We start from the raw sequence: 23,413 nt of genomic DNA on the forward strand, positions 1-23,413 counted from the left end.
CCTCACACCAGGTGGTGCTCGAAGGCGTACGCCGCCGCGGCGGTGCGTGAACCCACGGCCACCTTGGTGAAGATGTTGCTGAGGTGCCGGGCCACCGTCTTCTCGCTGAGCACGAGCTCGGCGGCGATCTGGGCGTTGCTGCGACCGGCGGCGACCAGGCGCAGCACCTCGACCTCCCGGCCGGTGAGGCCGTCCGGCCGGCCGGCCGGCTCGAGCAGTCGTGCCGTCGTCTCCGCGGCGTCACGCGCACCGAGCTCGACGAACGTACGCCGGGCGTGGGTGAGTGCGCGCGTGGCGCTCTCGACGTCCCCGAGCTGACGCAGCGCGAGGCCGACCTGCACGTCGACCCGCGCCACCTCGTAGGGACAGTTGATCGCGCCCCACAGGGCGGCGGCCTTGCGCAGGTAGGGCAACGCGCCCGACGCGTCGCCGGCCGCCCGCTCGACCCGGCCGAGGCAGTGGGCCGCCATCGCCTGCAGGCCCTCGCACCCGAAGTCGGCGGCGACCTGCTCGAGCTCGACGGCGAGCCCGCGTGCTTCCTCCGGGTCGGTGCCCAGCAGGATCTCGACGGCGGCCTCGAGGAGCCGTGACCGGTGCACCGGGTCCGGCGTCTCGGCCAGCAGCCTGCGGATCGCCGCGGAGGCCGCTTCGTCCCGGCCGCGGGCCGACCACAGCAACGCCAACCCGGGCTGGGGTTCGAACCCGCGGTCGGCGGCGCGGTCATAGCTGGCCTCCGCTGCGTCGAGGTCGCCCATGATCCGCAGGACGTCGCCGCGTTCGGCCAGCGCAAGTCCGGCGGCCTCTGGGGTGTCCGCCGCCAGGTAGCGCTCGACCGCAGCGTCGTACTCCTCGATCGCGCGGGCGAAGTCGCCGTGCAGCCGCATGATCTGGCCACGGTGGACGGCGCACTGGCCGGTGAACGTGACGAGCCCCGGCTGCGCCGCGCACCAGCGGGTGAGGGCGGCGGTCCAGGCCGACGCGCGGCCGAGGTCCGAGATCTCCTGGCAGCCCTCGACCATCACGCAGTAGACGTTGCCGGCGAAGATCGGACCGACCTCGCCGGAGGCCACTCCGACCATCGCCTCGTCGAAGAGGGCCAGCCCCTCGGGAACCCGGCCGGAGTAGATCGACAGGCGGCCGAGGGAGGCGAGCCCGATCGCGGTGAGGTCCGGGTCGCCGTGCCGGCGTCCGTGCTCGACCACCGACTCCGCCAACAGGGCGGCGCCGGCCCAGTCGGCGGTGGCGATCCGTTGGTGCATCTGCAGGTACGCGACGTAGCCCCGCTCGACGGCCTCACCGTCGACCTGCTCGACGAGGCGTTGCGCGCGGGCCGCCCAACCGGCGGCCACCTGGTGCTCCCCACCGGTGTCGAAGGTCATGCAGAGCCGGAACGCCGTGAGCACCGCAGCGCGCGTGTCGTCGGCTGCGACCTGCAGTCCGAACGCCCGTTGCAGCGCTTGTACGGCGACCTCGCGCCGGCCCAGCAGGAACGCTGCCGTGGCGAACTCGGCGAGGTCCTCCGGTGCCAACGCGTCGGGCGCGACCGTGGTCCAGGCCTCGAACGCGGCCGCCCAGTCACCGCGCTCGAAGGTCTCCCGAGCGCGCACCAGATCGTCGACCACGCCCATCGCGCGAACCTCCTCGTGCGAGCATACGGCGGGATCGGGGCCGGGCGCGCCGGTTCGCTCAGGCTGCACGGGCCGGGCGCGGTGCCCTCTGCGGCTGTGCGGCGCGGCGCACGATCTGGCGGGCCAGGAACTCGGCGTCGCGGCCCACCCCGGGGAGCACCATCGAGCTGAACGCGAACTGGAAGGCCAGGCCGCAGAAGAACAGGCCGGGCGCCTTCTCGACGACGCCGCGCATCTCGGTGGGCCAGCCGTCGTCGCCGAGGATCGGCAGGTGGATCCACTCGAGGGTCTGCCGAAAGCCGGTCGCCCACACGACGTTCGCCACGTCCTTCACCTCGTCGCCGACCACCGGCAGTCCGTCGCGAACGCCGGTCACCCGGTCGGTGGCGCGCTCGACCCCGCGGGCGGCCAGGTCGGACCGCTTGACCCGGATCATCGGGCCGCCGTGGAACCGGACCTCGGGCATCAGCTTGCGCCCGATCGGCGTACGCCGGGTGAGCACGTGGCGCCACGCGAAGACGATCAGCGGGAACATCGCACGTCCGACGGGCTTCTCGATGCGGATCGGGATCTGGCCGCAGTCCCTCCCGGCCAGCATTGTGGGGTGGGTCTGCGCGACCTCGTAGGCGATGTCGGTGCCGGAGTGGGAGGCGCCCACGACCAGGACCGGGCCGTCGCGCAGCTGGCCCGGGCGGCGGTACTCACTCGAGTGCAACTGCAGGATCCCCGGGTCGAGCTGGTCGGCGAAGTCGGGAAGTCGCGGCGTACGGCCGAAGGTGCCGGTGGCGACGACGACGTCGTCACAGGTGAAGGTGTCACGTTCCGTGGTGACCGTGTAGCCCCCGCCGGGGTGCGGGTCGAGTCCCGTGACCCGGGTGTCGAAGCGGATCGGCAGGGAGAACTTCGCGGCGTAGGCCTCGAGGTAGTCGGCCACCGCGTCCTTGCCCGGGAACGACCACGGCCTGGCCGGGAAGGGCATTCCCGGCAGGCCGTCGTACTTCGCGGGGGAGTAGAGCCGCAGGGTGTCCCACTGCCGCCGCCACTGGTCCCCGACCCGGCTCGCGGCGTCGAGGATCACGAACTTCCGGCCGGCGCGTTGCAGGTGGTGGCCGGTGGCGAGTCCGGCTTGGCCGGCGCCGATGATGACGGTCTCGATGTGCGTGGTGTGCATGGCTCCTCCAGTGGTTCGGGAGCTCCACGCTAGGAACGAGCGACCTCTTTCCGCGTCGGGCGGATGACCCATCCGCGCAGCTGCCCGATGGGTGCATCCACCCATCGGGCAGCCGGGTCAGGCCAGCGGGTCGACCTCGTCGTAGTCGCCGACCCGGGAGGCCAGCGCGCGGACGTGGTGGTTGCCGTCGCCGAACATGTGGTCGAGCGCGGTGAGATGGCTGGTGTAGCTGCCCACGGAGTACTCCGCGGTCATGCCGATGCCACCGTGCAGCTGGATCGCCTCCTGGCCGACGTGCCGGCCCGCGCGACTGACCTGGAGCGACGCCCGGGCCGCGGCGTCGGTGACCTCCTCGGGTGTGCCCTCGGCCAGCACCATCGTCGCCCACGCCACGATGCTCTTGGTCAGCTCGAGCGAGACGTACATGTCGGCCGCCCGGAAGTTCAGCGCCTGGAACGTGTTCAGCGTGACGCCGAACTGCTTGCGGCTCTTGAGGTACGCCGTCGTGGTCTCGAGCGCCACCTCCATCGCGCCGACGGCCTGGTTGCCGGCCATCACGCGGGTGCCGTCGAGGACCAGTGCGATGACGGTGCTCTGGTCGCCTTCGCCCAGGGCGACTGCGGGCGTGGCGTCGAAGGTGACCCGCGCCGCCCGACCCCCGTCGTACGTCGCATAGCCGGTGCGGGTCGTCGCGGACCCGTCCACCAGGAACAGCCCGGTGCCGCCTTCAGGAAGCGCGGCACTGACCACGAGACGATCGGCGCGGGCGCCGTGCAGCACGGGCTCCTTGACACCGGTCAGGGACCAGCCGTCGCCAGACTCGGTGGCGGTGACCGCCCGCGTCTCGGTGCCGGTTAGCTCGTCGTGGGCGAAGGCGAGCACGATCTCGCCGGCCGACAGTGCGCCGAGCACCTCGGCCCGCTGCTCGTCGGAGCCGGCCATCGCGACCAGTCCGCCGGCCAGCACGACCGAGGACAGGAATGGCTCGGGTGCCAGGACCCGGCCGAGCTCCTGGGCCACGATCGAGGTCTCGACCGGGCCGGCGCCGGTGCCGCCGTCCTCCTCGTCGAACGGGAGCCCGAGGATGCCCATCTCGGCGAGCGCCTTCCAGAGGTCCTCGTCGAAGCCCGGGTCGTCGGCGACCGTACGGCGCCGGTTCTCGAAGTCGGCGTACTTCTTGCCGACCAGTCCGCGTACGGCGTCACGCAGGGCCTGCTGTTCGTCGTCGTAGGTGAAGTCCATGTCAGCTCCTCACAGTCCCAGGATCGTGCGCGAGATGATCTGCCGCTGGATCTCGTTGGATCCGCCGTAGATCGAGGCCTTGCGCAGGTTGAGGTAGGCCGGGGTCGACCGGCGGGTCCAGAAGTCGAGGTCGGTGGCGTCGTCGGCGGCGCCCGAGGCCAGGGACGCCGAGCCGGCCAGGTCGACGACGAGCTCGCTGACTGCCTGCTGCAGCTCGGTGCCCTTCAGCTTCAGCACCGAGGAGGCCGGGTGCGGCTTGCCGTCGGCGGAGTTGGCCGCGACCCGCAGGGCGGTCAGCTCCAGGGCGAGCAGCTCGTTCTCGAGCTCGACGATGCGGCTGGCCACCAGCGGGTCGGACAGCTGGTCGCCGGCCCACTTCTTGGCGTTGGCCAGCACCCGCTTGGTGGCGCCCACGGGGGCGACGCCGACGCGCTCGTTGCCGAGCAGGAACTTGGCGTAGTCCCAGCCGTGGTTGAGCTCGCCGACCAGGTTCTCTGCCGGCACCCGCACGTCCTCGAACCAGACCTCGTTGACCTCGTGGCCGCCGTCGATCAGCTCGATCGGCCGCACGGTCAGACCCGGCGTGGTCATGTCGATCAGCAGGAACGAGATGCCGGCCTGCTTCTTCGCGTCCGGGTCGGTGCGGACCAGGCAGAAGATCCAGTCGCCGTACTGGCCGAGCGTGGTCCACGTCTTCTGCCCGTTGACGATGAAGTCGTCGCCGTCGCGGACGGCCGTCGTACGCAGCGACGCCAGGTCGGAGCCCGCGTCGGGCTCGGAGAAGCCCTGCGACCACCAGATGTCGAGGTTCGCCGTCTTGGGGAGGAACTTCTCCTTCTGCTCCTGCGATCCGAACGCGGCGATCACCGGGCCGACCATCGAGGCGTTGAAGGCCAGCGGGATCGGGACGCAGGCGCGCTGCAGCTCCTCGTGCCAGATGTGGCGCTGCAGCTCGGTCCAGCCGCGGCCGCCCCACTCGACGGGCCAGTGCGGCACGGCGTACCCGCCGGCGTTGAGGATCCGCTGGGCCTCGACGATCTGCTCCTTGGTGAGCTCGTGCCGCGCGGCGACGGCGTCGCGGATCTCCTGGGGGATCTTGGTGGTGAAGTAGGTGCGCAGCTCCTCACGGAACGCGGCATCCTCCTCGGACAACTTCAGCTGCATCGGTCACCTCTCGCATGTGCGTCCCTGACGGGCTCCATCATGTCCGTTGGGTCAAGGGAGCGCGAGGGATTGGGTGACGTCGGCGCGGGGAAGGAAGCGGAGGTGAACCTCGACGAGCTCGACCTCAGCAACGTCCCCGACGCCGTGGTGCGCGACGCCCGGTCCGGCTGGGACGACGACGCCCGCGCGTGGGTGGTGACGATGGACGGACAGTCCGGACTGCTGGTCGCGACCGGCGGGGGAGCCGTGTGGCGCTTCGCGAGCAGCACCTGGACCATGCCGTGGGCGGCGCTCGACGACGCCGTGCCCCTGGGCGAGCGCGACCTCATGGTGCTGCGCTCCGGCGGCGAGGCCTACCGCTTCGGGTTCGCGGGGCAGGACGAACGCGCCGCCTTCCTCGTCGTACGCCGGGAGCGGTCGGTCGCACCACGCGGGCTGCCGTTGCCCGAGCGAGGTGGGGCCCAGTCGACGCTGACCTTCCTCTTCGTCGCCGGCATCTTCCTCGCACTGGTCGCCGCATTCGCACTCTCGTCGGCGGACTCCCTGGGGATCGTGCTCGTGCTCGTGGTCCCGGCGCAGGTGTGCCTCTGCGTCGCCGTCATCGGCTGGGGCGTCATGCTCGGGACACGCGCGGCCCACGAGCACTGAGGCTGGCAGGCTGACGGACCGTGCAACATGCAGTTCGGGTCTCAGTACGAGCCGTTACGCCTGGCTGTGTCCCGAATCAGGCGAACTGCATGTCGAACGGTCCGCCCATGGGCCTGTGGAGAACGGTTCGCGCCTGAGCCGGCTGGCGACGAGACTGGGCGGGTGGATCCGCTCTACGTCCTTCGTCAGCTCGGGGGCATCGCCAGCTCGGGTGAGTTGCGCAAGCACTGCACCAAGCGCAGCCTGGCGAAGGCGGTCTCCCGCGAGCGGATCGTGGCGGTCGGCAAGGGGCGGTACGCCGTCCCCGGCCTTGAGGCGGCGTGGCGCGAGGCCCACCGGCTCAGCGGTGTGGTCTCCGGTCGGAGCGCTGCCCAGTTCTGGGGACTCAATCTGCGGCTCGTGCCCGGTGAGGAGGTCACGCCGGTGGTCACCGTTGCCCGCAACAGGCGTGTCGAACCCGGACGTCGCGTCGGTGTCGACCTCAAGTGGCGCGACCTCTCGCAGGGCAGCGTGGTCGACGTTGCGTCGGTGACGCGGGGTGCCGCGGGCGGCCGGGTGACGTCGCTGGTGCAGACCGTGCTCGACTGCTGCCGCGACCTCCCGGAGGTGGACGCCCTGTGTGTGGTGGATGCCGCCCTGCGCCGTGGTGTCCTGCGGGACGACCTGTTGGCCCGCGCCGATGAGCTTCCGCGGTCCTGCCGTAGTCGGGTGCGCGGCGTCATCGAACTCGGCGACGGCCGGGCCGCGACCGCGTTCGAGACGTGCCTGCGGCACATCGCGCGCAGCGTTCCTGGCCTCACCGTGACGCCGCAGGTGGTGATCGGGCAACACCGGGTCGACCTGGCCGACACGGACCTGAGGATCGTGATCGAGGCGGAGTCCTACGCCTTCCACGGGAGCAAGGAGATGTTCCGGGCAGACACCCGCCTCTACACGTGGTTGGTCGTCGACAACTGGATGGTGGTCCGCTTCGTCTGGGAGGACGTCATGCTCAAGCCGGACTGGGTCCGGGACGAGCTGATTCGGGCGGTCGCCGTACGGGAGAGCCGCCTGGGCCATCGCAGCGCCGGGTAGGCGGCCCGTGCGACGTGCAGTTCGGCCCGGTGGCCCGGATGTTGAGCGTGAGACTGCGCCGAAGTCGGCGAACTGCATGTTGGATGGTCCGTTCGGGCTGGGGGACTCGGCCTCTCGGCCTCAGTCGCAGCCGATCGGGCATGCTGTGGGGGTGACCGTGCTGATCGACCCGCCGAGCGTGCCGTGGCGCGGACGCCTGTGGTCGCACCTGGCCTCGGACACCTCCTACGACGAGCTGCACGCGTTCGCCAGGGCGCTCGGTGTCCCGGAGCGTGGCTTCGACCGCGACCACTACGACGTACCCGCCGAGTACTACGACGACGCCGTCGCCGCGGGCGCCGTACCGGTGCGCAGCCGGGAGATCGCCACCCGGTTGCGGGCCGCCGGGCTGCGTCGGCCGAAGGCCGCCGAGCGACGCGACTAGCCCAGCGAGCGGTGGTGCAGCGCGCGCATCTGCTCCTCGAGCTCCGGGGCCGGACCCTGTACGACGACTCCGGGCGCGATGTCGCCGACCGGCAACGGCGTCACCGGCGAGTCAGGGGCACCCCAGCCCGACCGCCACTCGGTCAGCTGGGCCGTCGGCACGGCGTAGACGATGCGGCCCAGGCCGACCCAGCCATGGGCGGCGGCGCACATCGGACAGTGCTCGCCGGAGGTGTAGACCGTAGATCCGACGCGGTCCTCGGGGCTCAGGTGCGCAGCGGCCCAGCGGGCCAGCTCGAACTCCGGGTGCCGGGTCTGGTCACCACCGGAGGTGCGGTTGACGTCCTCCTGGAGGACCGCGCCGCCGGGGCCGACCAGCACCGAGCCGAACGGCTCCTCGCCTGCGTCGAGGGCCTGCTCGGCCAGCTCGACGCAACGGCGCAGGTGGGCCAGGTCGACTGCGCTCAGCTCGGCGGTCATGAGGCGGTGAACCTGATCGGGAACTTCAGCGGCCCGGTGTTGCCCGAGACCGGCATCCACTCGCCGGGACCGTCGGGCACCGCGTCGGGCATCCGGCCGGCCAGCAGCGGCAGCGCCACGGCCATGTCGGTGCGGGCCACGAAGTGCCCCAGGCAGTGGTGCACGCCGGACCCGAAGCCGAGGTGCGGCGTCCGCAGCTGGGTGATGTCGAAGCTCGGGTCGGGCACCGCCCGCGGGTCGGTCCCCGAGGCGTGCGACAGCATCTGCACGATGCCGCCCTTCGGGATGTGCAGGCCGCCGAAGTCGACGTCCTCGATCGCCTCGCGGGTGACCCACGTGACGGTCGGGTTGACCCGCATCACCTCCTCGACGGCCTGGCTGCCGAGGTCGGGGCGTTCGCCCAGGAGCCGCCACTGGTCGGGGTGCGCGAGCAGGGTCTGCAGGGCCAGGCCCAGCTGGTTGCGGGTGGTCTCCATACCGGCGAACGCGAGGAAGACCAGCGACACGCTCAGCTCGTGCCGGCTCAGCCTGCCGTCGGTCTCCTGGGCCTGCAGCAACGTGGTGACCAGGTCGTCGCGCGGGTTGGCCTGACGATCGGCGACCACCGCGTCGAGATGGTCACGGAGGCCGTCGAGTGCGGCCTCGATGCGGGGCACCTGGTTGGCCACGTCGATGCTGAAGCTGGCGCCGAGGTCGTCGGCCCAGTGCGCGACCTGGGCCCAGTCGTCCTCCGGGAGCCCGAGCAGCACGCAGATGATCCGGGCGGCGTACGGCTCGGCGAACTCGCTCACGAACTCGACCTCGCCGCGGGGCGCGAAGCCGTCGATCAGCTCGTTGGCGAGCGCCTGGAACCGGGGCCGCATCGCGGCGATGGTCTTGTTGCGGAAGGCGGGCATCAGCAGCCGGCGGAGGCGCGAGTGGTCCTCGCCCTCGAGGCTGAGCAGCGTCTCCTTCCACCAGTCGGAGAACATGCCGGAGTGGATGCCGTTCTGCGCCGGCCACTTCGCATTGCCCTGCTGGAACCGGCGGTCCTTCAGCAGGGCACTGGCCTCCTCGTGGCGCAGGACGGCCCAGCCGAGGTTGGTCTCGACGTACCAGTCCTCGTCGCGGGCGGCATGCACCGCGGGGGAGGTGACGTCGAAGGTCGGGTCGCTCAGGTCGAAGCTCACGGGGTCAGCGTAGGCCCGTGGTCAGGACTCGAGCGCGGAGATCTCGCGGGACAGGTTGGCGCGTGCCGCGGGCTCCCAGTGCGCGCGGGCGTACGCCGTGTGGAACAGCGTCGGCTTGGCCAGCAGGTCACGGAGTACGGCGGCCCGTCCGGCTCGGAAGTCCGGCTCGGGCACGGTCGCGTACTCCCGTCGTACGCCGGCCACGTAGTCGGCGTACCGATCGGCGGGAGCGGCGAGGATGGCCAGGTCTGCGTCGCAGAGCACCTCGCCGTCGTGGTCGCCGGCCTCCGGCCGGTGGCGTTCGGTGAGCCGGACCAGACGGGCCACCTCGGCGACGTCGACGCCGGAACCCGCCAGCTCGTGCTCGGCGAGCACGGCGGAGCGCTCCTCGTTGTCGCCGGAGTCGTCGTAGACCGCGTCGTGGAACCACGCCGCCAGCACGACCTCGACGTTGTCGCTCGCGCCGAGCTCGTCGAGGCGGTCCAGCACCTCGGTCAGGTGGAGGAGGTCGTGGTAGCCGCGGTCGGTCGACCAGGCGGCGAGCAGTCGGTCCCGGAGCGCGGTGCGGTCCGGGAGTGGCCAGTGCAGGTCGGAGGTCATTCTTCGGCTGCCGGCTTGACCAGGAACGTCAGCGAGAGGCCGAGCACCAGCATCACCGCGCCGAGCACGCCGAGCACGATGCGCTCGCCCACGTCGGGCAGCTGCCAGCCGGTGGCGGCCAGGGCGACCGCGCAGACGGCGAGGACGAGGAGGACAGCGCCGGTCACGCGGGTCCGACGACTGGTGGGCCGATGGCGCCGGTCGGTCTGCAGCTCGGCGTCGGTGAGCACGACGCCCGCGCCGGCCAGCAGGGCGGCCCAGCGCTGGCTGGTGACCTCGACCGGCACGTCGTGGGCCCGGGCGTGCTCGACCACGGAGCGGGCGAAGTCGAGGTCGGGGGTGCCGGGGGCGCGGGTCGCGGCCGGGGCGACCACGTGGGTGGAGAGGGGCAACCAGGTGGGCTGCACCGGACCACGCACCCGGATCAGCAGCGCGGGCGGCGAGAGCGGACCAGGCCGGAGATAGCGCCCGTAGCTGATCTCGCGGAACTCGATCGGGCTCCGCGGCGACCACGAGGCCTTGACCGGGATGCGCAGCCTCCAGCGCAGACCTTCGGGGCCGACCGAGGCGCCACCGGTCGCGCCGGCCAGGAGGAAGAGGAGGGCCACGACGCCCATCCCCAGGGAGGACAGCAAGGCCGGGTCGGTGACCGAGGGCCTCAGCGCGACGACGAGGACCGTCATCATGACGACCACGGTCAGCACCAGCACCTGCAGCAGGTCGGGACCGACGATCCGTGCCAGCACGGATCGTCGCAGCCCCGTGACCCGGTCAGTCCTCGTCACGGTTGTTGACGTGTGATCCACCGGCGATGATCGGCTTGGCGTACTGGTCGGCCTGCTCGGCCAGCTTGATGAGGCCCTGCGAGACGGCCCGGCCGGTGCGCGCACCGGCCTCGGCACTGGCCAGCAGGACGCCGATCCTGGCGTAGATCTCGGCCACCTTGACCGAGGCGGCGGCGACCTTCTCGCCCAGAATGCCGTAGGTGATGGACGTCGAGATCGTCATCCAGGCCAGGAAGGCCGCGATGCTCGAGCCGAAGCTGACCCAGGACGCGGCGAGGGCGGCCAGGGCCTCGATGATCAGGGGCTGCAGCCAGCTCGCGATCACCCAGTAGCAGACCTCGCGCAGGGCGGCGACGACGGCGCCGATGCCGGTGATCCAGTAGGACATCGTCTGGGTCTCGCCGGCGACGCCACGCAGGATCGTGTCGTAGTCGGTGGCGGCCTTGAAGAACGTCTGGGCGGCCGGGCCGGTCCAGTTCGACATGCCGCTGACCAGGTCGTTGAAGGCATCGGCCGAGGTGCCCAGCTGGGTCGAGATGTTGTCCCAGGTCAGGGCAACGGCCTGGATCGCACCCGGGTCGCCGGCCAGCCGGTCCCAGAGGTCGCTGATCCACGGCACGTGCTCGAGCAGCCAGCCGACGCCGGCCGAGATCGCGGCGCCGAACGGGTCGACAACGGTGATGAGCACGTCGAGTCCGGCCGAGACGCCGTCGATGGTGAAGTCCATTGCGTCGCTGTCGGAGGTGAAGTCGCCGTAGAGGTTCGACATCGAGCTCAGGATGCCGGCGCCCTCGGCCCAGCCCTTGGACTCCTCGCCGACGATCAGGTCCTCAGCAGCCATAGGGACCACCCGGGTTCGGAACGTTCTCGACCTCGCCGTTCATCTTGTCGATCGCCTCCTGGAGGGCCGTCTCGGCTGCCTGGTAGGAGTTCGCGTTCGACTGGAGTCCCTGGGCGATCGAGTCGCCGACGTCGGCTGCGGTGCCGATCAGCTCGGTGTAGTTGTTCTGGGCACTGTTGAGGATCGGCAGCGCGGTGGGGTCGAAGATGACGCCGTAGATCAGCCCGCCCACCCCCACGGTCTCGGAGGCGTCCTTGCAGTCGCGGACCTGGCCGGCAACCGCCTCCACCTGCTTCGACTTCGCGGCGAGGGCCGTGTGGTCGACGTAGAACCCGCCCGACATCAGCGGTCGCCCTCTTCGTCCGCGTCGGGGTCGGGCGGCAGTGCCTCGCGCATCTTCCGCATCGCCTGGGTGTCCCTGCCGAGCGCCTGGCCCATGATCTCCGACGCCTGCTCGGCGGCCTGACGTGCGGCCGACGCGTAGGCCTGCATCACTGCCTCGCAGATCTGCACCGCGGTCATGTTCGACGCGGCCGAGCCCGGGCGGACGCTCTTGAGGATGCCGCCGCTGCCGGCGGTGACCGTGACGGCCTTGTTGCGTGAGGTCACCGAGACCTCGAGGGCGGAGATCTCCTCGCCGGCCACCTTGGCACGTGCCGCGGCTTCGGAGGCCTGCTTCATCATCGCCTGGATCGCCTGATCCGGCGGCAGGCCGGGTGGAACGGTCATGCATGCCTCCACGTGTGGTGTGCCGAGTGACGATCGGCCGTGGGCTCCCCGAGCGGGCGCCGACCAACATCGTAGTGACCCATCACTTCCCCGGTCGTGAAGTCTGAAACGTGAGGGTCGATGCTGGCCGGCGCCGCGCTCACCCGGATCGTCGCGCCGTGACCAGCAGGTACTCCCACTTCATCGTCGCGTCGGGTCGGTGGTGCCTGCGGCCCAGGTCAGCCAGGGCCTCGTCGAGCGCGGCCACCTTCACCGGATCGTCGGCGATCGCCCTGTAGACCGCGATCGTCGGGCCGTAGCGCTCCTTGAAGAACTCGCGGTAGCCCTCCAGGGTGGCGAACGCGTCGACGACGAGGTCGCGCCGCTCCGCACGTACGTCGTACACACCGTCGCCGAGCAGTGACGCGACATGCTCCGGGTCGCCCCACCGCGGGGGCGGGGTGGCACCGGCCGGCGGCGGGGGAGCGTAGGGCCTCATCGCGGCGAACATCTGGCCGATGAAGCCCTCCGGCGTCCAGGCGATGAGCCCGATCCGGCCGTCGGGACGGGTCACCCGCAGCAGCTCGGCGGCGGCCTTCTCGTGGAACGGCGCGAACATGATGCCGACGCAGGAGATCACGGCGTCGAACCGGCCGTCCGCGTAGGGCAGGTCCTCGGCGTCGGCGACCTCCCAGGTGAGCTCGAGTCCCTGGTCGGCGGCCTCCACCCGTCCGGCCTCGAGCAGCTCGGGGGTCAGGTCGCTGGCAACCACGGTGGCGCCGGTGCGGGCCGCGGGGATGGACGCGTTTCCGGACCCGGCGGCGATGTCGAGCACCGTGTCGCGGGCGGTGATTCCGGTGGCGGCGACGAGGGTCTCGCCGAGGTCCGCGATCACGTCGGTGGCCACGGACGGGTAGTCGCCGAGCGCCCACATCGCCCGGTGCTTCGCCTTGAGGTCGGGGGTGACTGTCATGGTGTTCTCCTTGCTGGTCGGTGGTGCTTCCAGCGTCCGTGCGCGGTCGTCGTACGACCAGTCCCAGGTCTGAACCACCGCGGGTTCACGATCTGTACTGGTGCGGTGCCCGGAACGGCGGTGTACTGGTCGAGGGGGTTCGAGCACCGGGAGCCCAGATGACGTCGTACGGCCAGTTCTGTCCTGTCGCGAAGGCGATGGAGATCCTCGACGAGCGGTGGACGCTGCTCGTCGTCCGCGAGCTGCTGGCGGGCAGCACGCACTTCAACGAGCTGCGCCGGGGGAACCCGAAGATGTCGCCGGCGCTGCTCTCCAAGCGGCTGCGGACCCTCGAGCGGGTGGGCGTCGTACGGCGCACGGGTGACGCCGCGGGCCGCACCAGCTACCGGCTGACCGAGAGCGGTGAGGAGCTGCGCCCGATCGTGGAGGCGCTCGGTGCGTGGGGCGTGCGCTGGATCGGCGAGCTCGGCACCGAGGACCTCGACCCGCACCTGCTGATGTGGGACATCCGGCGCACCGTGCCGGTCGACGCGTGGCCGCGCGAGCGCACGGTGCTGGCCTTCGAGCTGGACGACGTCGCGCCGCGGGTGGCGCGATGGTGGCTGGTCGTGAGTGGCGCCGAGGCGGACGTCTGCGACTACGACCCGGGTTTCGACGTCGATGCCACGATCAGGGCCGGGCTGCGCACGTTGACCGAGATCTGGCGTGGCGACCGGGGGTGGGTCGACGCGCTGCGCTCCGGAGCCGCGTCGGTGACCGGTCCGACCTCCGTGGTGGGGCAGGTCCCGCGCTGGCTCGGCCATATGCAGCTGGCCGCCGTGCCCCGGCCGGCCTGACCCGGTCATCGCAGGGCAGGTCGTGGGCTGGGACTGTCCAGACGCGCCATCTTCTGGAATCCTTCTGGGCGGGAGGGTCGAGCGAAGGTGTGAGACCCATGAAGGCACAGATGTTCCGGCGGATCGGCCTCGGCGCCGCCGCCCTTGCGGTGGCGTTCCTGGGCACGCCGATGGCCAACGGTGGCGACCCAGCCGTGGCACGCACGAGTGTGCGCGCCGCCGTCGCGGCCGGGGCCTGTGGAGCCACGGTGCTCAAGCCGGACGGCCAGCCGTGGACCTGCACGTTCGTCGACACGTTCTCCACCAGTGCGTTGAACACCGACAAGTGGATCGTGCAGCGGACCGCGACCAGCAACTTCACCACGGGCGAGCCCGGCGGCGCCCGCGCGTGCTACCTCGACTCGCCGTCCACCGTGAGGGTGGCAGGCGGAAATCTGCGCCTGTCGGTGGTGCGGAAGGCGACCGCGTTCACCTGCAACGCGAGCAGTCCCTTCTCCACGAAGTACGCCGCCGGCATGGTCTCCACCCATGGTCGGTTCAGCCAGACCAACGGGCGCTTCGAGGTGCGGGCCCGCATTCCGGCGAGCCGAATCCAGGGCCTGCAGGAGACGCTGTGGCTGTGGCCGGTGAACCCCACGAAGTACGGCCCCCATCCGGACTCGGGGGAGATCGACTTCGCGGAGTTCTACAGCCTGCACCCCGACCACGTGATCCCGCGCATCCACTACAGCTATGACCCGGCGACGGTGAACCGGCTCACGAGCACCAACGTGGTGACGTCGTACAACTGCGTCATCGACCAGTCGGCGTACAACACCTACACGCTCGAGTGGGAGCCCGGCCGACTCACGATCCTGGTCAACGGCGACGTGTGCCTGGTCGACAACTACCAGGCCGACAACACGACAGTGCCGTACGCGCCGTTCGACTCGCCGTTCATGGTCGCCCTGACCCAGGCCCTCGGCCACGGCACCAATGCCCTGCCCGCGGACGCACCGCTGCCGGCCACGACGTACGTCGACTACGTGAAGGTGTGGCGCTGACACCGCACACGCAGCCGACGTACGAACTGGACGATCAGGATGCCGACAGTGCTCCTGTCCGGGCGCATACGACCTCGGCCGGGGCGCTGCGGGGGACGAGTAGGCAGGCGAGTCCGCCCGCGGCTGCGACGGCGCCGAAGAACCCGAACACCCACGCGTTTCCGAGTCCGCTGGTCAGCAGGATGCCGCCAACCGTCGGGCCGCACACCGCGCCGAGTCGGCCGATCCCTGTGGTCACGCCGAGAGCCGTACCGCGTACTTCGGCGTCGAAGTACGTCGCCACGTAGCCGAACACGATGATCTGCGTGCCGATCGAGCCGACCCCGGCGGCGAAGACTGCCACAGCGAGGACGCCTGTCGGCGGGGTGAAGGCCATGACGACGACCGAGGCCGTGGCGACCAGGAACATCACTGTCGCCACGCGGCGAGCGCCGAGCCGATCGGCAATCGTCGATCCAGTGATGCCGCCGACCACCGCGCCGACGTTGAGCAGCAACTGGAACGCGAGGGCCGATCCGAGACCGTAGTGGGCTGCCCGCATGAGCTGGGGAAGCCAGGTGTTGAGACCGAAGACCAGAAGGAAGCCCGCGAAGTTGGCGACCGAGAACGCGACAAGTGCGGCAACGGCGCGAACGTTGGTGAGCTGGCGGGTGCGCTGGACCGTCCTGCGATTGGGGGTCGCGGTGGAAGTCTCGGGGATGAAGACCCAGGCCAGCGGGAGCACGGTGACGAGAGCGAGACCGCCGAACGCCCAGAGTCCACGGAACCCGAAGTCGTCGAGGAGTGCCAGCGCGGAGAAGGCCGCGATCATGCCGCCCACGGGCATCCCGGCGAGCATGATCGCGTTCAGGCGCTGGCGCTCGTGAGGTCGCGCGACCTCGACGACGAGCGCGATCGCCACGGGGGCGATGCCTCCGAAACCGAGACCCGCGACGAACCGGAGCACGCTGAGGGTGGTCGGGTCGGGAGCGGCCGCGACCGCGAGCATGGTGACCGAGTAGAGGGTCAGGCAGCCGAGGAACAGCTTGCGCCGGCCGAAGAGGTCGGTGAGCGGGCCGGACGCGAGAGCCCCGAACAGCATGCCCAGGAGTGCGTAGCCCCCGATCGCTCCCACGTCTGCGGGGGAGAGCGACCACTCCTCGTAGGCGAGCAGGGAGGGAACGGTCGATCCGTAGATGATCAGGTCGTAGCCGTCGAAGATGATCGCGGCGAAGCAGATGAGCACCACCATCGGTCTGTTCGTCGTGGCGGGAGTTGTCTTTCCGGGAGCGTTCATGGCGAACTCCAAGGTCGGGTCAGGTGTGAGCAGCACCACCCTGCGCCTCGGGTTACACAACTGTCAATACTTTGACATAGACGTTGACATGTCGAGTGGGGTCGGTCTACCGTGATCGGCATGACAGCACTGGTGAACGAGTTGCCGACTCCGGAGACGGGCCTGGTTCCCTTCGACGCCCTTAGTCGTGAGACCTATCGCGAGAAGGGGTGGTGGACCGGGCGAACTCTGCCCGACGTACTCCTCCGAGCCGCCGAGTCGCATGCCGACCGGGTCGCCCTGGTCACGCCCGAGGTCACGTGGACCTACGCCGAGATGTTCGCCGAGGCGGCTCGCTTCGGAGCGGGGCTGAGTCGGCGGGTGGGCGTTCGACCGGGCGACGCGGTCATGTTCCAGATGGGCAATGTCGCCGAGACGATCGTGTCCTATCTCGGCTGCCTCCTTGCCGGAGCCCGCCCGGTGTGCACGCTTCCCCAGCACGGCGTTCGCGAGATCGGCCTTCTCGCCGAGCACGTCGGCGCACAGGTCCTCCTGACCCAGGGTGACTTCGGCGGAGGCAGGCTGGCAGCCCAGGCGCAACACCTGCAGGCCGAGGGGCGGATCCGCGACGTCGTCGTCGCCCGAGGAACAGCCTTCGCCGGTGCCACGTCGTACGGCGAGGTCATTGACGCGGGCGCGGACGCGGATCCGGCGGCGATGGTGGCGCTGCTGTCCGACCCCGACGGGATCGCGGTCTTCCAGCTCTCCGGCGGTACGACGGGCCTGCCCAAGGTGGCGCCCAGGCTGCACGAGGAGTACGCCTACAACTCCCTGGCCTGGGCACAGGCGATGGGCTACGGCCCCGAGAGTCGCCTGCTCTACCCGCTGCCGGTGATGCACAACGCCGGCATCTCGCTGGCGGTCCAGCCGGCGATCCTGGCCGGGGCGCAACTGGTTCTTGCTCCGTCAGCGGACATCGAGAGTCTTCTGGAGCTGATCACCCAGCACCGCATCGACGTGCTTCCGATGATGCCTCCGGCGCTCGCCATCCGGCTGCTGGAGTCCCCGGGGGCCAATGCTGCCGATCTCGGCGGCGTCCGCGAGTTCGTGGTCGGCGGGCAGAAGCTCCCGGTCGAGGTGGCCGAGAGGCTGCGCGACGAGCTCGGAATCAGGGTTCGGCAGATGTTCGGGATGGCCGAGGGCATGTTCCTGCTGACGCCGGAAGCGGCGGGGGAGGCCGTGAGCCACCACACGGTGGGTGCTCCCATCTCCCCGGGCGACGAGATCCGGATCCTCGACACGTTCGGGGAGCACGAGGTCGAGGACGGCCAGATCGGTGAGCTCGCCGCTCGAGGTCCCTACACGATCCGCGGCTACTACCGAGCCGAGGCCCACAATCGGACCTCGTTCACGGAGGACGGCTTCTATCGCACCGGTGACCTCGCCCGGCGCCACGTGACGCCCGATGGCGTCTTCTACTCCATCGAGGGAAGGATCAAGGACGTCATCAACCGTGGTGTCGAGAAGATCCATGCCGAGGAGGTCGAGGAGCTGATCGTCCAGCATCCATCAGTCACCACGGCTGCCCTGGTGGCCATGCCGGACCTGGTGCTCGGCGAGCGTGGGTGCGCCTACCTCGTGCTCGAGAACGACGCGGAGCCACTCGACGTCGCCTCCCTCGGAGCGCATCTGCTCGCACTCGGGCTGGCGAAGTACAAGCTCCCCGAGCGCGTGGAGATCGTCACCGCTCTGCCGCTGACGAATGTCGGGAAGGTCTCGAAGAAGGCCCTCCGTGAGGACATCCAGAGCCGGATGGCGGCTGAGCAGGGGGTCGTGCGATGAGCCGCAAGGTTGCAGTCGTGGGCGGTGGTCCGGCGGGTCTGTACTTCGCCAGGTTGCTGAAGCGCGCCGACCCCGCCCTCGAGGTCGTGGTGCACGAACGCATGGACGGCACCGCGGAGACCTTCGGGTTCGGTGTCGGTCTCACGGAGTCGACGATGCGCAACCTGCGATCCGCGGATCCGGAGACCGCCGAGCGGGTGAGGGAGGCCAGCCATGTCGGGCATGAGCTCAGGTTGCACGGCCACGACGGAATCGTCCCTCTCCACGGTGCTCGCAACCTGGCGATCGGGCGCGCTCGCCTGTTGGAGATCCTGACCGATGCGGCGATGGCCGTAGGCGTCGAGATCCGGCGTGGCGTGCGCGTTGACGCGACCTCGCTGGATGCTGACGTCGTGGTCGCGGCGGACGGCGTCACCAGTGCCACGCGAGACAAGTACGCCGCCGAGTTCGGCGTACGTTCGCGGCTCGGTCGGTCCCGCTTCGTGTGGTGTGGCGCCGACTTCGCCGTGGACTCGGCGTACTTCTCGGCCGCCCGGCGTGGCGACAGTCTCTTCGTCACCCACGCCTACCCGTATTCGCCCGACCGCAGCACGTTCCTCATCGAGGTCGATGACCTCACCTGGCGGGACTCGGGGCTCGAGGACTTCGACCGGCAGGTTCAACCCGGCGAGAGTGACCGGGCCAGTGTCGCCCTGCTCGAGGAGGTCTTCGCCTCGGATCTTCGCGGTCGTGGGCTGCTCACGAACCGCACCAGGTGGAGCCGGTTCACCAACCTGACCCTGGACACGTGGTCACACGAGAACGTGGTTCTCCTCGGGGACGCCGCCCACACTGCGCACTACACGCTCGGTTCGGGCACCAAGCTCGCGCTCGAGGATGCCATTGCGCTCGCTGAAGCGCTGGTCGGCGAGGCGTCCGTGGCTGACGCGTTCGCGGCGTACGAGGGTGCACGGCGACCTTCCGTGGAGCGGTTCAAGAAGCTCGCCCACCGCAGCCAGGCGTGGTGGGACAGCTACCGCCACCGCCACGAATGGTCTGCGGACCGGCTGGCGCTCTCGTACATGACGCGTTCCGGGAACCTGATGTTGAGCGACTACGCGGGGGAGCAGCTCCCGGCTGCTCGCAGGGCCCTTGCCTGGTTGGGGGAGAACGTCCCGGATCAGGCCGGCGAGCTCGAGGGCTGGGTGCTGGCACAGCCACTGGATCACCCCGGCATGGAACTGGCCGGACGCTCCGTGTCACGCGACGGACTGAAGGTTGCCGCCGCGGTACGCGAGATCGGGTGGAGCGAGCCGGACGTGTGGAGTGAGGCTGCGGATCGGCTGGTGTCCAGGATGCGTGGTTCGGACGACCTGCCGATCCTGCTCACCGGCCCGGACGCTCCCGATGCCGTGCCCGCGCGGGTCGATCTCGCCGAGCGGCTGCGCATGGAGCTGAGCCGGCCGATCGGCGTTCAGGTCCCCGTTGCGGCCACCTCCCTGGCGGCCACCGCCGTCGCGGCGGGCCGCGCCGACTTCGTGGTGACCCGGTGACGCGGGGCGGCGTCGTGACCCGGACGGCTCGCTACACTCCCCACATGGCGAAGGCATCGGCGGACAAGACGACGCGCAGTGGTCTGAGTCGCCAACTGGTCACCTCCGAACTTCTCGACAAGGCCACTGAGCTCTTTGCCGAGAAGGGCTACGAGTCCACGAGCCTGCTCGACATCGCCCAGGCGCTCGGCATCTCGCGCCCGGCGCTCTACCACTACGTGAGCAGCAAGGAAGAGCTGCTCTCGATCCTGGTCGAGCAGGTGAGCCTTGGCCTGGGAGAGGTCCTGGACAACCTCTCGGCGCGCGATGACCTGCTGCCCACCCAGAAGCTCGTGGACGTGGTCGGCCTGATGGTGCGCCAGCGTGCGGAACACCCCGCCCAGTTCCGGATCCTCGACCGTTCCGAGACAGTCCTCCCGGAGCCCGTCGGGACGCAGCACCGAGACGCGAAGCGCAGGGTCCTGCGCGGTGTCACGGCCGTGATCGAGGCCGGCATCGACGCCGGTGAGTTCCGCCCGGTCGATCCGCGTACGACGGCGCTCAGCCTCCTCGGCATGTGCAACTGGGTCGCGTGGTGGTTCGCCCGCGGGTCCGACGTCGAGGCTGTCGTGGCCACCGTGATTGATCTTGCGACCGCGATGCTGGTCGCCGACACCTCGGCACCTCGTCCCCACACCGCAGACACCGTCGACGAGATCCGCGTCCTGCTCGACCGGATCGCGCCCGCCCGCTGATCCCCACGGCAGTCCGGGGCGTTCTGCCCGGCTGCTGAGAACCGCCTCGCCCACCGGCGCCGGCGGTGTTCACGCACACCCATGTGGACACAAGTGTTGAAATATTGACACGACCGACTAGAGTGAACCCAGACGACCTAGGAGATGCCATGACCATCAACCGCGTGGGCCTGATCGTGCCCAGCACGAACGTCACCGTGGAGACCGAGATCCCGCTGCTGCTGAGCCGGGCGGGCGAGCACTTCTCGTTCCACTCGACGCGGATGCGGATGCACTCGGTGACGCCCGAGCAGCTGCGGGCGATGAACGCCCAGCGCGAGCGCTGCGTCCTGGAGATCGGGGACGCCGGGACGGACGTGGTGCTCTACGCCTGTCTCGTCGCGATCATGGCGATGGGCCCGGGCCACCATCGCGATGCGGAGTTCCGCATCGCCGAACAGCTCGGCTCCGGAGGCTCACCCACCAAGGTGCTCTCCAGTGCCGGCGCGCTCCTCCAGGCCCTCCAGGAGACCGGCGCCAAACGCGTCGCTCTCGTGATGCCGTACATGCTGCCGCTGGCCCGTCAGGTCGTCGACTACATCGAGGCCGAGGGCATTGAGGTCGTCGACTGGCGTGCGCTCGAGGTGGCGGACAACGCCGAGGTCGCCTGCATCCCCGGTGAGCGAGTCCTCGAGGCGGCGCGGGGTCTCGACCTGAGTGACGCGGACGCACTCGTCATCTCCTGCTGCGTGCAGATGCCGTCCCTCGACCTGGTGCAGGTGGCCGAGGACGAGCTCGGACTCCCTGTCCTGTCAGCCGCCACTGCGGGTGCGTACAGCATCCTGCGCAGCCTCGGCCTGCCCGTCGACATTCCCGGAGCCGGCTCCCTGCTCCGCGCCGACGCCGCCGTGCCTGTCTCCTGATCGAACACCTTGAGGAAGTGATCAGCATGTCCGAAACCACCGAGCCCGCGGCCCCCAAGGCCGTCCACCGCGTCCGCGGCGTCGACCACGCAGCGTTCCCGACGTTCGACCCGGTCGGCACCGTCCGGTTCTACCGTGACGTTCTCAAGTTCCCGGTCGTCCACTCGATCTGTGCCGCCGGTTGGGGCCCTGAGAAGCACCCCGACTTCATCCACTTCTTCTTCGACATCGGCAACGGTGATCGGCTGGCCTTCTTCTACTACTTCGGCTGGCAACCGGCCGGTGACCAGTCGGCCCCCGGCGACGCCTGGGCGCGGCTTCCCCATGAGACGCCCGAGTTCTTCAAGAACTCGCGGCACATCGCCCTCAACGTCTCCGACGAGGAAGACCTTCTGGAGTACCGCAGCCGGCTCGACGAGTCGGAGTGGCCCGTCGAGATGCAGGTGATGCACGAGACCATCGAGTCGATCTACACCCATGACCCCAACGGCTACATGCTCGAGATCACGCGACAGCTCCGGCCGGTCACCCTCCAGGAGGACCTGGACGCCGCGCTGACCATCGAGGCGCTCTGTGACGTGGCCGCCGGCGAGGACCCGTCCATGGACAAGCTGCTGACCCGCAAGGCCGAGCTCATTGTCGAGAAGGCAGGGGACTGGGAGAACGAGAACCCAGCCTGGCGCGAATCGGTGGAGGTGTGACCATGGCTCGCTTCTACGTCCTGGAGGTCCCCGAGAACGAAGGCGTCATCCGGGTCGCCGCCGACGACCCCACCTGCACGGTCGACCGGGTCGGCCCCTACTGCAGGTTGACCGCGAACGGCCCGATCGTCATCGACCGCAGGGCAACCGGAGTCCGGCACGCGGTCTGGTACAGCGCAGTCTCCGGCCTCGAGGCCTCCGTGGTCACCCAGCACGACAAGGACGCCCTGCGCGTGGAGTCCCGATGAGGCCGGCGCGTCTCGGTGACGGACGCTACATCGCCCCCGCCGATCTTCCCGAGCCCACCCGGGTCACCGCGCACGAGCTGCGCACCAGTGACGGCGCCACCGTGAGTGGTCTGCTGCGCACGGTGCCCGGGGCCACGACCGTCGCCTTCCTCATGCACCCCCGCCAGGACTTCTCCCACCACGTCCTGGTCCCTGAGCTGCTGCACCACGGCTTCGCCGTGTGGACCCAGGGCAGTCGTTCCGTCGGGAACGACCTCAGCCTGCTGCACGAGCAAGCTCTGCTCGACATGGCGGCCGGCCACGTCTTCCTGCGTGAATCGGGTTTCGAGAGCGTCCTCTCGGTCGGCCACTCCGGTGGTGCGGCCCTCGCTGCCTTCTATCTCCAACAGGCCGCGCTGGCGCCGGGGCAGCGTGTGCAGGCGACTCCCGGGGGCAAGTCCGTCCCGCTCGGCGAGGCCGAGATGCCACTGGCCGACGGGCTCGCGCTGATGGCTCCACATCCCGGGCAGGGTGCGCTCCTGCAGCGTGTCATCGACCCCTCGGTGACCGACGAGTCGGACCCGCTCTCGGTGGACCCGTCGCTCGACCCGTACAACCCTGACAACGGATTCGCTCCCGCGCCCCAACCCTCGTCCTACACGGTGGAGTTCATCGAGAGCTACCGGGCGGCCCAGCAGGCCCGGATCGCCCGGATCGACTCGATCGCGTTCGAGCGGGTCGAGTCGGCTCGAAATGCTCGCCGGCGCTACGCCCAGACCAAGGACCCCGCAGATCGGCGTACGTCGTTGGCGAGCGGCGTCATCGTCGTACACCGCACCGACGCCGACCTTCGCGCCGTCGATCCGAGGCTCGACCCCAATGACCGCCCCTATGGCTCGCTGTTCGGGCACCGCCCCGACCTCACGAACTACGGGATCGTCGGGTTCGGTCGACTGACCACGCCCGAGGCGTGGCTCTCGACCTGGTCGGCGAACACCAGCCGGGCAGACCTCGCCGCCTGCGCGCCCGGTGTCCCGGTGCCGACGCTCGTCGTCGAACTCACCGGTGACCAGGCCTGCTTCCCCGACGACGCCAAGCGATTCGCCAGCCTCTTCGGGCACGAGGACGTCAGCCTGGTCCGAACCCCGGGCCGGCATTTCGGGGCACCGCTCCACGAAGGGATGTCCTCCGGCGCCACCCTCGCCGGCCGCGAGATCTCCCGCTGGGCCGGCGAGAGATTCCCCAGCGAGGCCTTCCTGCCTGTCTGACGCGCACCCGTCCTGACGAAGAATGACCCGGTTCCAGATCTGGAGCCGGGTCATTCGTGTCTGCGTCCCCAGGGGTGCCGCAATCCACCCGAAACAGTCGTGTCGAAGTATTGACATGTCCGTAATGGGTGGTTCATTGTGGTACTCGCCACAAGGTCGGACGCCGC

At 70.1% G+C, this 23,413-nt stretch carries 25 protein-coding genes; 12 read left to right on the plus strand and 13 right to left on the minus strand.

What is annotated here, in order from left to right; genetic code table 11:
* Positions 1-2: 2 nt before the first annotated feature.
* From ASD30_RS19230 to ASD30_RS19245, 4 genes are all read right to left on the minus strand, one after another.
* Complete coding sequence (locus ASD30_RS19230) at positions 3-1,628, minus strand: LuxR family transcriptional regulator (RefSeq protein ID WP_056685613.1); 1,626 nt, start codon at positions 1,626-1,628, stop codon at positions 3-5.
* Positions 1,629-1,686: 58 nt separating this feature from the next.
* Positions 1,687-2,799 (minus strand): flavin-containing monooxygenase, encoded by a 1,113-nt coding sequence (locus tag ASD30_RS19235; protein ID WP_056685616.1) that lies wholly within the window; start codon positions 2,797-2,799, stop codon positions 1,687-1,689.
* A gap of 117 nt (positions 2,800-2,916) precedes the next feature.
* Entirely contained in the window at positions 2,917-4,041 is a 1,125-nt protein-coding gene (locus tag ASD30_RS19240; protein WP_056685619.1) for an acyl-CoA dehydrogenase family protein, read from the minus strand.
* 9 nt (positions 4,042-4,050) lie between these two features.
* Positions 4,051-5,205 carry an acyl-CoA dehydrogenase family protein gene (locus ASD30_RS19245; RefSeq protein ID WP_056685622.1) on the minus strand — a complete coding sequence of 385 codons (1,155 nt, stop codon included), beginning with the start codon at positions 5,203-5,205 and terminating at the stop codon, positions 4,051-4,053.
* Between the two features lie 102 nt (positions 5,206-5,307).
* Between ASD30_RS19245 and ASD30_RS19250 the strand changes: the two genes are divergently transcribed.
* The 3 genes from ASD30_RS19250 to ASD30_RS19260 all read left to right on the plus strand — a co-directional run bounded on the left by ASD30_RS19250 (position 5,308) and on the right by ASD30_RS19260 (position 7,351).
* Positions 5,308-5,853, plus strand: coding sequence for a hypothetical protein (locus ASD30_RS19250; protein ID WP_056685625.1), 546 nt, complete (start codon positions 5,308-5,310; stop codon positions 5,851-5,853).
* Positions 5,854-6,015: 162 nt separating this feature from the next.
* Positions 6,016-6,927 (plus strand): DUF559 domain-containing protein, encoded by a 912-nt coding sequence (locus tag ASD30_RS19255; RefSeq protein WP_056685628.1) that lies wholly within the window; start codon positions 6,016-6,018, stop codon positions 6,925-6,927.
* Positions 6,928-7,078: 151 nt separating this feature from the next.
* Positions 7,079-7,351: a DUF4031 domain-containing protein gene (locus ASD30_RS19260; RefSeq protein ID WP_056685631.1), complete on the plus strand. Its 273-nt coding sequence runs from the start codon at positions 7,079-7,081 to the stop codon at positions 7,349-7,351.
* On the opposite strand, the gene ASD30_RS19265 is transcribed toward ASD30_RS19260, so the two are convergent.
* The 8 genes from ASD30_RS19265 to ASD30_RS19300 form a co-directional block, all read right to left on the minus strand.
* A complete protein-coding gene (locus ASD30_RS19265) occupies positions 7,348-7,830 on the minus strand; it encodes a nucleoside deaminase (protein ID WP_056685634.1) in 483 nt (160 codons plus the stop codon). The genes ASD30_RS19260 and ASD30_RS19265 overlap by 4 nt on opposite strands.
* The gene (locus ASD30_RS19270) at positions 7,827-8,999 is read right to left on the minus strand and encodes a cytochrome P450 (RefSeq protein WP_056685637.1); all 1,173 of its coding nucleotides are present in this window, start codon (positions 8,997-8,999) and stop codon (positions 7,827-7,829) included. The genes ASD30_RS19265 and ASD30_RS19270 overlap by 4 nt, the downstream gene beginning before the upstream one ends.
* Before the next feature lie 21 nt (positions 9,000-9,020).
* Positions 9,021-9,599, minus strand: coding sequence for an HD domain-containing protein (locus tag ASD30_RS19275; RefSeq protein WP_056685640.1), 579 nt, complete (start codon positions 9,597-9,599; stop codon positions 9,021-9,023).
* Positions 9,596-10,384 (minus strand): hypothetical protein, encoded by a 789-nt coding sequence (locus ASD30_RS26720; protein WP_156393718.1) that lies wholly within the window; start codon positions 10,382-10,384, stop codon positions 9,596-9,598. The genes ASD30_RS19275 and ASD30_RS26720 overlap by 4 nt, the downstream gene beginning before the upstream one ends.
* Positions 10,371-11,225 (minus strand): PPE domain-containing protein, encoded by an 855-nt coding sequence (locus ASD30_RS19285; RefSeq protein ID WP_056685645.1) that lies wholly within the window; start codon positions 11,223-11,225, stop codon positions 10,371-10,373. The genes ASD30_RS26720 and ASD30_RS19285 overlap by 14 nt, the downstream gene beginning before the upstream one ends.
* Complete coding sequence (locus tag ASD30_RS19290; RefSeq protein WP_056685648.1) at positions 11,215-11,568, minus strand: type VII secretion target; 354 nt, start codon at positions 11,566-11,568, stop codon at positions 11,215-11,217. The genes ASD30_RS19285 and ASD30_RS19290 overlap by 11 nt, the downstream gene beginning before the upstream one ends.
* Positions 11,568-11,954, minus strand: coding sequence for a YbaB/EbfC family nucleoid-associated protein (locus ASD30_RS19295; protein WP_056685651.1), 387 nt, complete (start codon positions 11,952-11,954; stop codon positions 11,568-11,570). Before ASD30_RS19295 ends, ASD30_RS19290 begins: the two co-directional genes overlap by 1 nt.
* A 139-nt stretch (positions 11,955-12,093) precedes the next feature.
* Positions 12,094-12,906 carry a class I SAM-dependent methyltransferase gene (locus ASD30_RS19300; RefSeq protein ID WP_056686069.1) on the minus strand — a complete coding sequence of 271 codons (813 nt, stop codon included), beginning with the start codon at positions 12,904-12,906 and terminating at the stop codon, positions 12,094-12,096.
* 158 nt (positions 12,907-13,064) lie between these two features.
* Here ASD30_RS19300 and ASD30_RS19305 point away from each other — a divergent pair, with 158 nt between their 5' ends.
* Positions 13,065-13,742 (plus strand): winged helix-turn-helix transcriptional regulator, encoded by a 678-nt coding sequence (locus ASD30_RS19305; RefSeq protein WP_056685654.1) that lies wholly within the window; start codon positions 13,065-13,067, stop codon positions 13,740-13,742.
* A 98-nt stretch (positions 13,743-13,840) separates the two neighbouring features.
* Positions 13,841-14,785 carry a glycoside hydrolase family 16 protein gene (locus tag ASD30_RS19310; RefSeq protein WP_056685657.1) on the plus strand — a complete coding sequence of 315 codons (945 nt, stop codon included), beginning with the start codon at positions 13,841-13,843 and terminating at the stop codon, positions 14,783-14,785.
* Positions 14,786-14,819: 34 nt separating this feature from the next.
* On the opposite strand, the gene ASD30_RS19315 is transcribed toward ASD30_RS19310, so the two are convergent.
* Positions 14,820-16,061, minus strand: a complete 1,242-nt coding sequence (locus ASD30_RS19315; protein ID WP_156393719.1) for an MFS transporter — start codon at positions 16,059-16,061, stop codon at positions 14,820-14,822.
* Between the two features lie 120 nt (positions 16,062-16,181).
* Here ASD30_RS19315 and ASD30_RS19320 point away from each other — a divergent pair, with 120 nt between their 5' ends.
* The 7 genes from ASD30_RS19320 to ASD30_RS19350 all read left to right on the plus strand — a co-directional run bounded on the left by ASD30_RS19320 (position 16,182) and on the right by ASD30_RS19350 (position 23,246).
* Positions 16,182-17,882: an AMP-binding protein gene (locus ASD30_RS19320; RefSeq protein ID WP_082564027.1), complete on the plus strand. Its 1,701-nt coding sequence runs from the start codon at positions 16,182-16,184 to the stop codon at positions 17,880-17,882.
* The gene (locus tag ASD30_RS19325) at positions 17,879-19,414 is read left to right on the plus strand and encodes an FAD-dependent monooxygenase (RefSeq protein WP_056685663.1); all 1,536 of its coding nucleotides are present in this window, start codon (positions 17,879-17,881) and stop codon (positions 19,412-19,414) included. Before ASD30_RS19320 ends, ASD30_RS19325 begins: the two co-directional genes overlap by 4 nt.
* Positions 19,415-19,458: 44 nt before the next feature.
* Positions 19,459-20,148, plus strand: coding sequence for a TetR/AcrR family transcriptional regulator (locus ASD30_RS19330; protein WP_056685666.1), 690 nt, complete (start codon positions 19,459-19,461; stop codon positions 20,146-20,148).
* Positions 20,149-20,297: 149 nt separating this feature from the next.
* Entirely contained in the window at positions 20,298-21,050 is a 753-nt protein-coding gene (locus tag ASD30_RS19335; RefSeq protein WP_056685670.1) for a maleate cis-trans isomerase family protein, read from the plus strand.
* Between the two features lie 26 nt (positions 21,051-21,076).
* Positions 21,077-21,751 (plus strand): VOC family protein, encoded by a 675-nt coding sequence (locus tag ASD30_RS19340; protein ID WP_056686075.1) that lies wholly within the window; start codon positions 21,077-21,079, stop codon positions 21,749-21,751.
* A 2-nt stretch (positions 21,752-21,753) separates the two neighbouring features.
* Positions 21,754-21,999 carry a hypothetical protein gene (locus ASD30_RS19345; protein WP_056685674.1) on the plus strand — a complete coding sequence of 82 codons (246 nt, stop codon included), beginning with the start codon at positions 21,754-21,756 and terminating at the stop codon, positions 21,997-21,999.
* The gene (locus ASD30_RS19350) at positions 21,996-23,246 is read left to right on the plus strand and encodes an alpha/beta hydrolase (RefSeq protein ID WP_056685677.1); all 1,251 of its coding nucleotides are present in this window, start codon (positions 21,996-21,998) and stop codon (positions 23,244-23,246) included. Before ASD30_RS19345 ends, ASD30_RS19350 begins: the two co-directional genes overlap by 4 nt.
* The last annotated feature ends 167 nt before the right edge of the window (positions 23,247-23,413 follow it).

The sequence above is a fragment of the Nocardioides sp. Root140 genome (genome assembly GCF_001426745.1).
In the GTDB taxonomy this organism is placed as follows: Bacteria; Actinomycetota; Actinomycetes; order Propionibacteriales; family Nocardioidaceae; genus Nocardioides.

Bases quoted from the DNA above. Each gene is read 5' to 3' on its own strand.
- ASD30_RS19315 (WP_156393719.1), bottom strand. From the start codon at position 16,061: ATGAACGCTCCCGGAAAGACAACTCCCGCCACGACGAACAGACCGATG.
- ASD30_RS19245 (WP_056685622.1), bottom strand. From the start codon at position 5,205: ATGCAGCTGAAGTTGTCCGAGGAGGATGCCGCGTTCCGTGAGGAGCTG.
- ASD30_RS19240 (WP_056685619.1), bottom strand. From the start codon at position 4,041: ATGGACTTCACCTACGACGACGAACAGCAGGCCCTGCGTGACGCCGTA.
- ASD30_RS19295 (WP_056685651.1), bottom strand. From the start codon at position 11,954: ATGACCGTTCCACCCGGCCTGCCGCCGGATCAGGCGATCCAGGCGATG.
- ASD30_RS19275 (WP_056685640.1), bottom strand. From the start codon at position 9,599: ATGACCTCCGACCTGCACTGGCCACTCCCGGACCGCACCGCGCTCCGG.
- ASD30_RS19290 (WP_056685648.1), bottom strand. From the start codon at position 11,568: ATGTCGGGCGGGTTCTACGTCGACCACACGGCCCTCGCCGCGAAGTCG.
- ASD30_RS19335 (WP_056685670.1), top strand. From the start codon at position 20,298: ATGACCATCAACCGCGTGGGCCTGATCGTGCCCAGCACGAACGTCACC.
- ASD30_RS19230 (WP_056685613.1), bottom strand. From the start codon at position 1,628: ATGGGCGTGGTCGACGATCTGGTGCGCGCTCGGGAGACCTTCGAGCGC.
- ASD30_RS19320 (WP_082564027.1), top strand. From the start codon at position 16,182: ATGACAGCACTGGTGAACGAGTTGCCGACTCCGGAGACGGGCCTGGTT.
- ASD30_RS19340 (WP_056686075.1), top strand. From the start codon at position 21,077: ATGTCCGAAACCACCGAGCCCGCGGCCCCCAAGGCCGTCCACCGCGTC.
- ASD30_RS19330 (WP_056685666.1), top strand. From the start codon at position 19,459: ATGGCGAAGGCATCGGCGGACAAGACGACGCGCAGTGGTCTGAGTCGC.
- ASD30_RS19285 (WP_056685645.1), bottom strand. From the start codon at position 11,225: ATGGCTGCTGAGGACCTGATCGTCGGCGAGGAGTCCAAGGGCTGGGCC.
- ASD30_RS19350 (WP_056685677.1), top strand. From the start codon at position 21,996: ATGAGGCCGGCGCGTCTCGGTGACGGACGCTACATCGCCCCCGCCGAT.
- ASD30_RS19345 (WP_056685674.1), top strand. From the start codon at position 21,754: ATGGCTCGCTTCTACGTCCTGGAGGTCCCCGAGAACGAAGGCGTCATC.
- ASD30_RS19235 (WP_056685616.1), bottom strand. From the start codon at position 2,799: ATGCACACCACGCACATCGAGACCGTCATCATCGGCGCCGGCCAAGCC.
- ASD30_RS19325 (WP_056685663.1), top strand. From the start codon at position 17,879: ATGAGCCGCAAGGTTGCAGTCGTGGGCGGTGGTCCGGCGGGTCTGTAC.
- ASD30_RS19265 (WP_056685634.1), bottom strand. From the start codon at position 7,830: ATGACCGCCGAGCTGAGCGCAGTCGACCTGGCCCACCTGCGCCGTTGC.
- ASD30_RS19310 (WP_056685657.1), top strand. From the start codon at position 13,841: ATGAAGGCACAGATGTTCCGGCGGATCGGCCTCGGCGCCGCCGCCCTT.
- ASD30_RS19305 (WP_056685654.1), top strand. From the start codon at position 13,065: ATGACGTCGTACGGCCAGTTCTGTCCTGTCGCGAAGGCGATGGAGATC.
- ASD30_RS19300 (WP_056686069.1), bottom strand. From the start codon at position 12,906: ATGACAGTCACCCCCGACCTCAAGGCGAAGCACCGGGCGATGTGGGCG.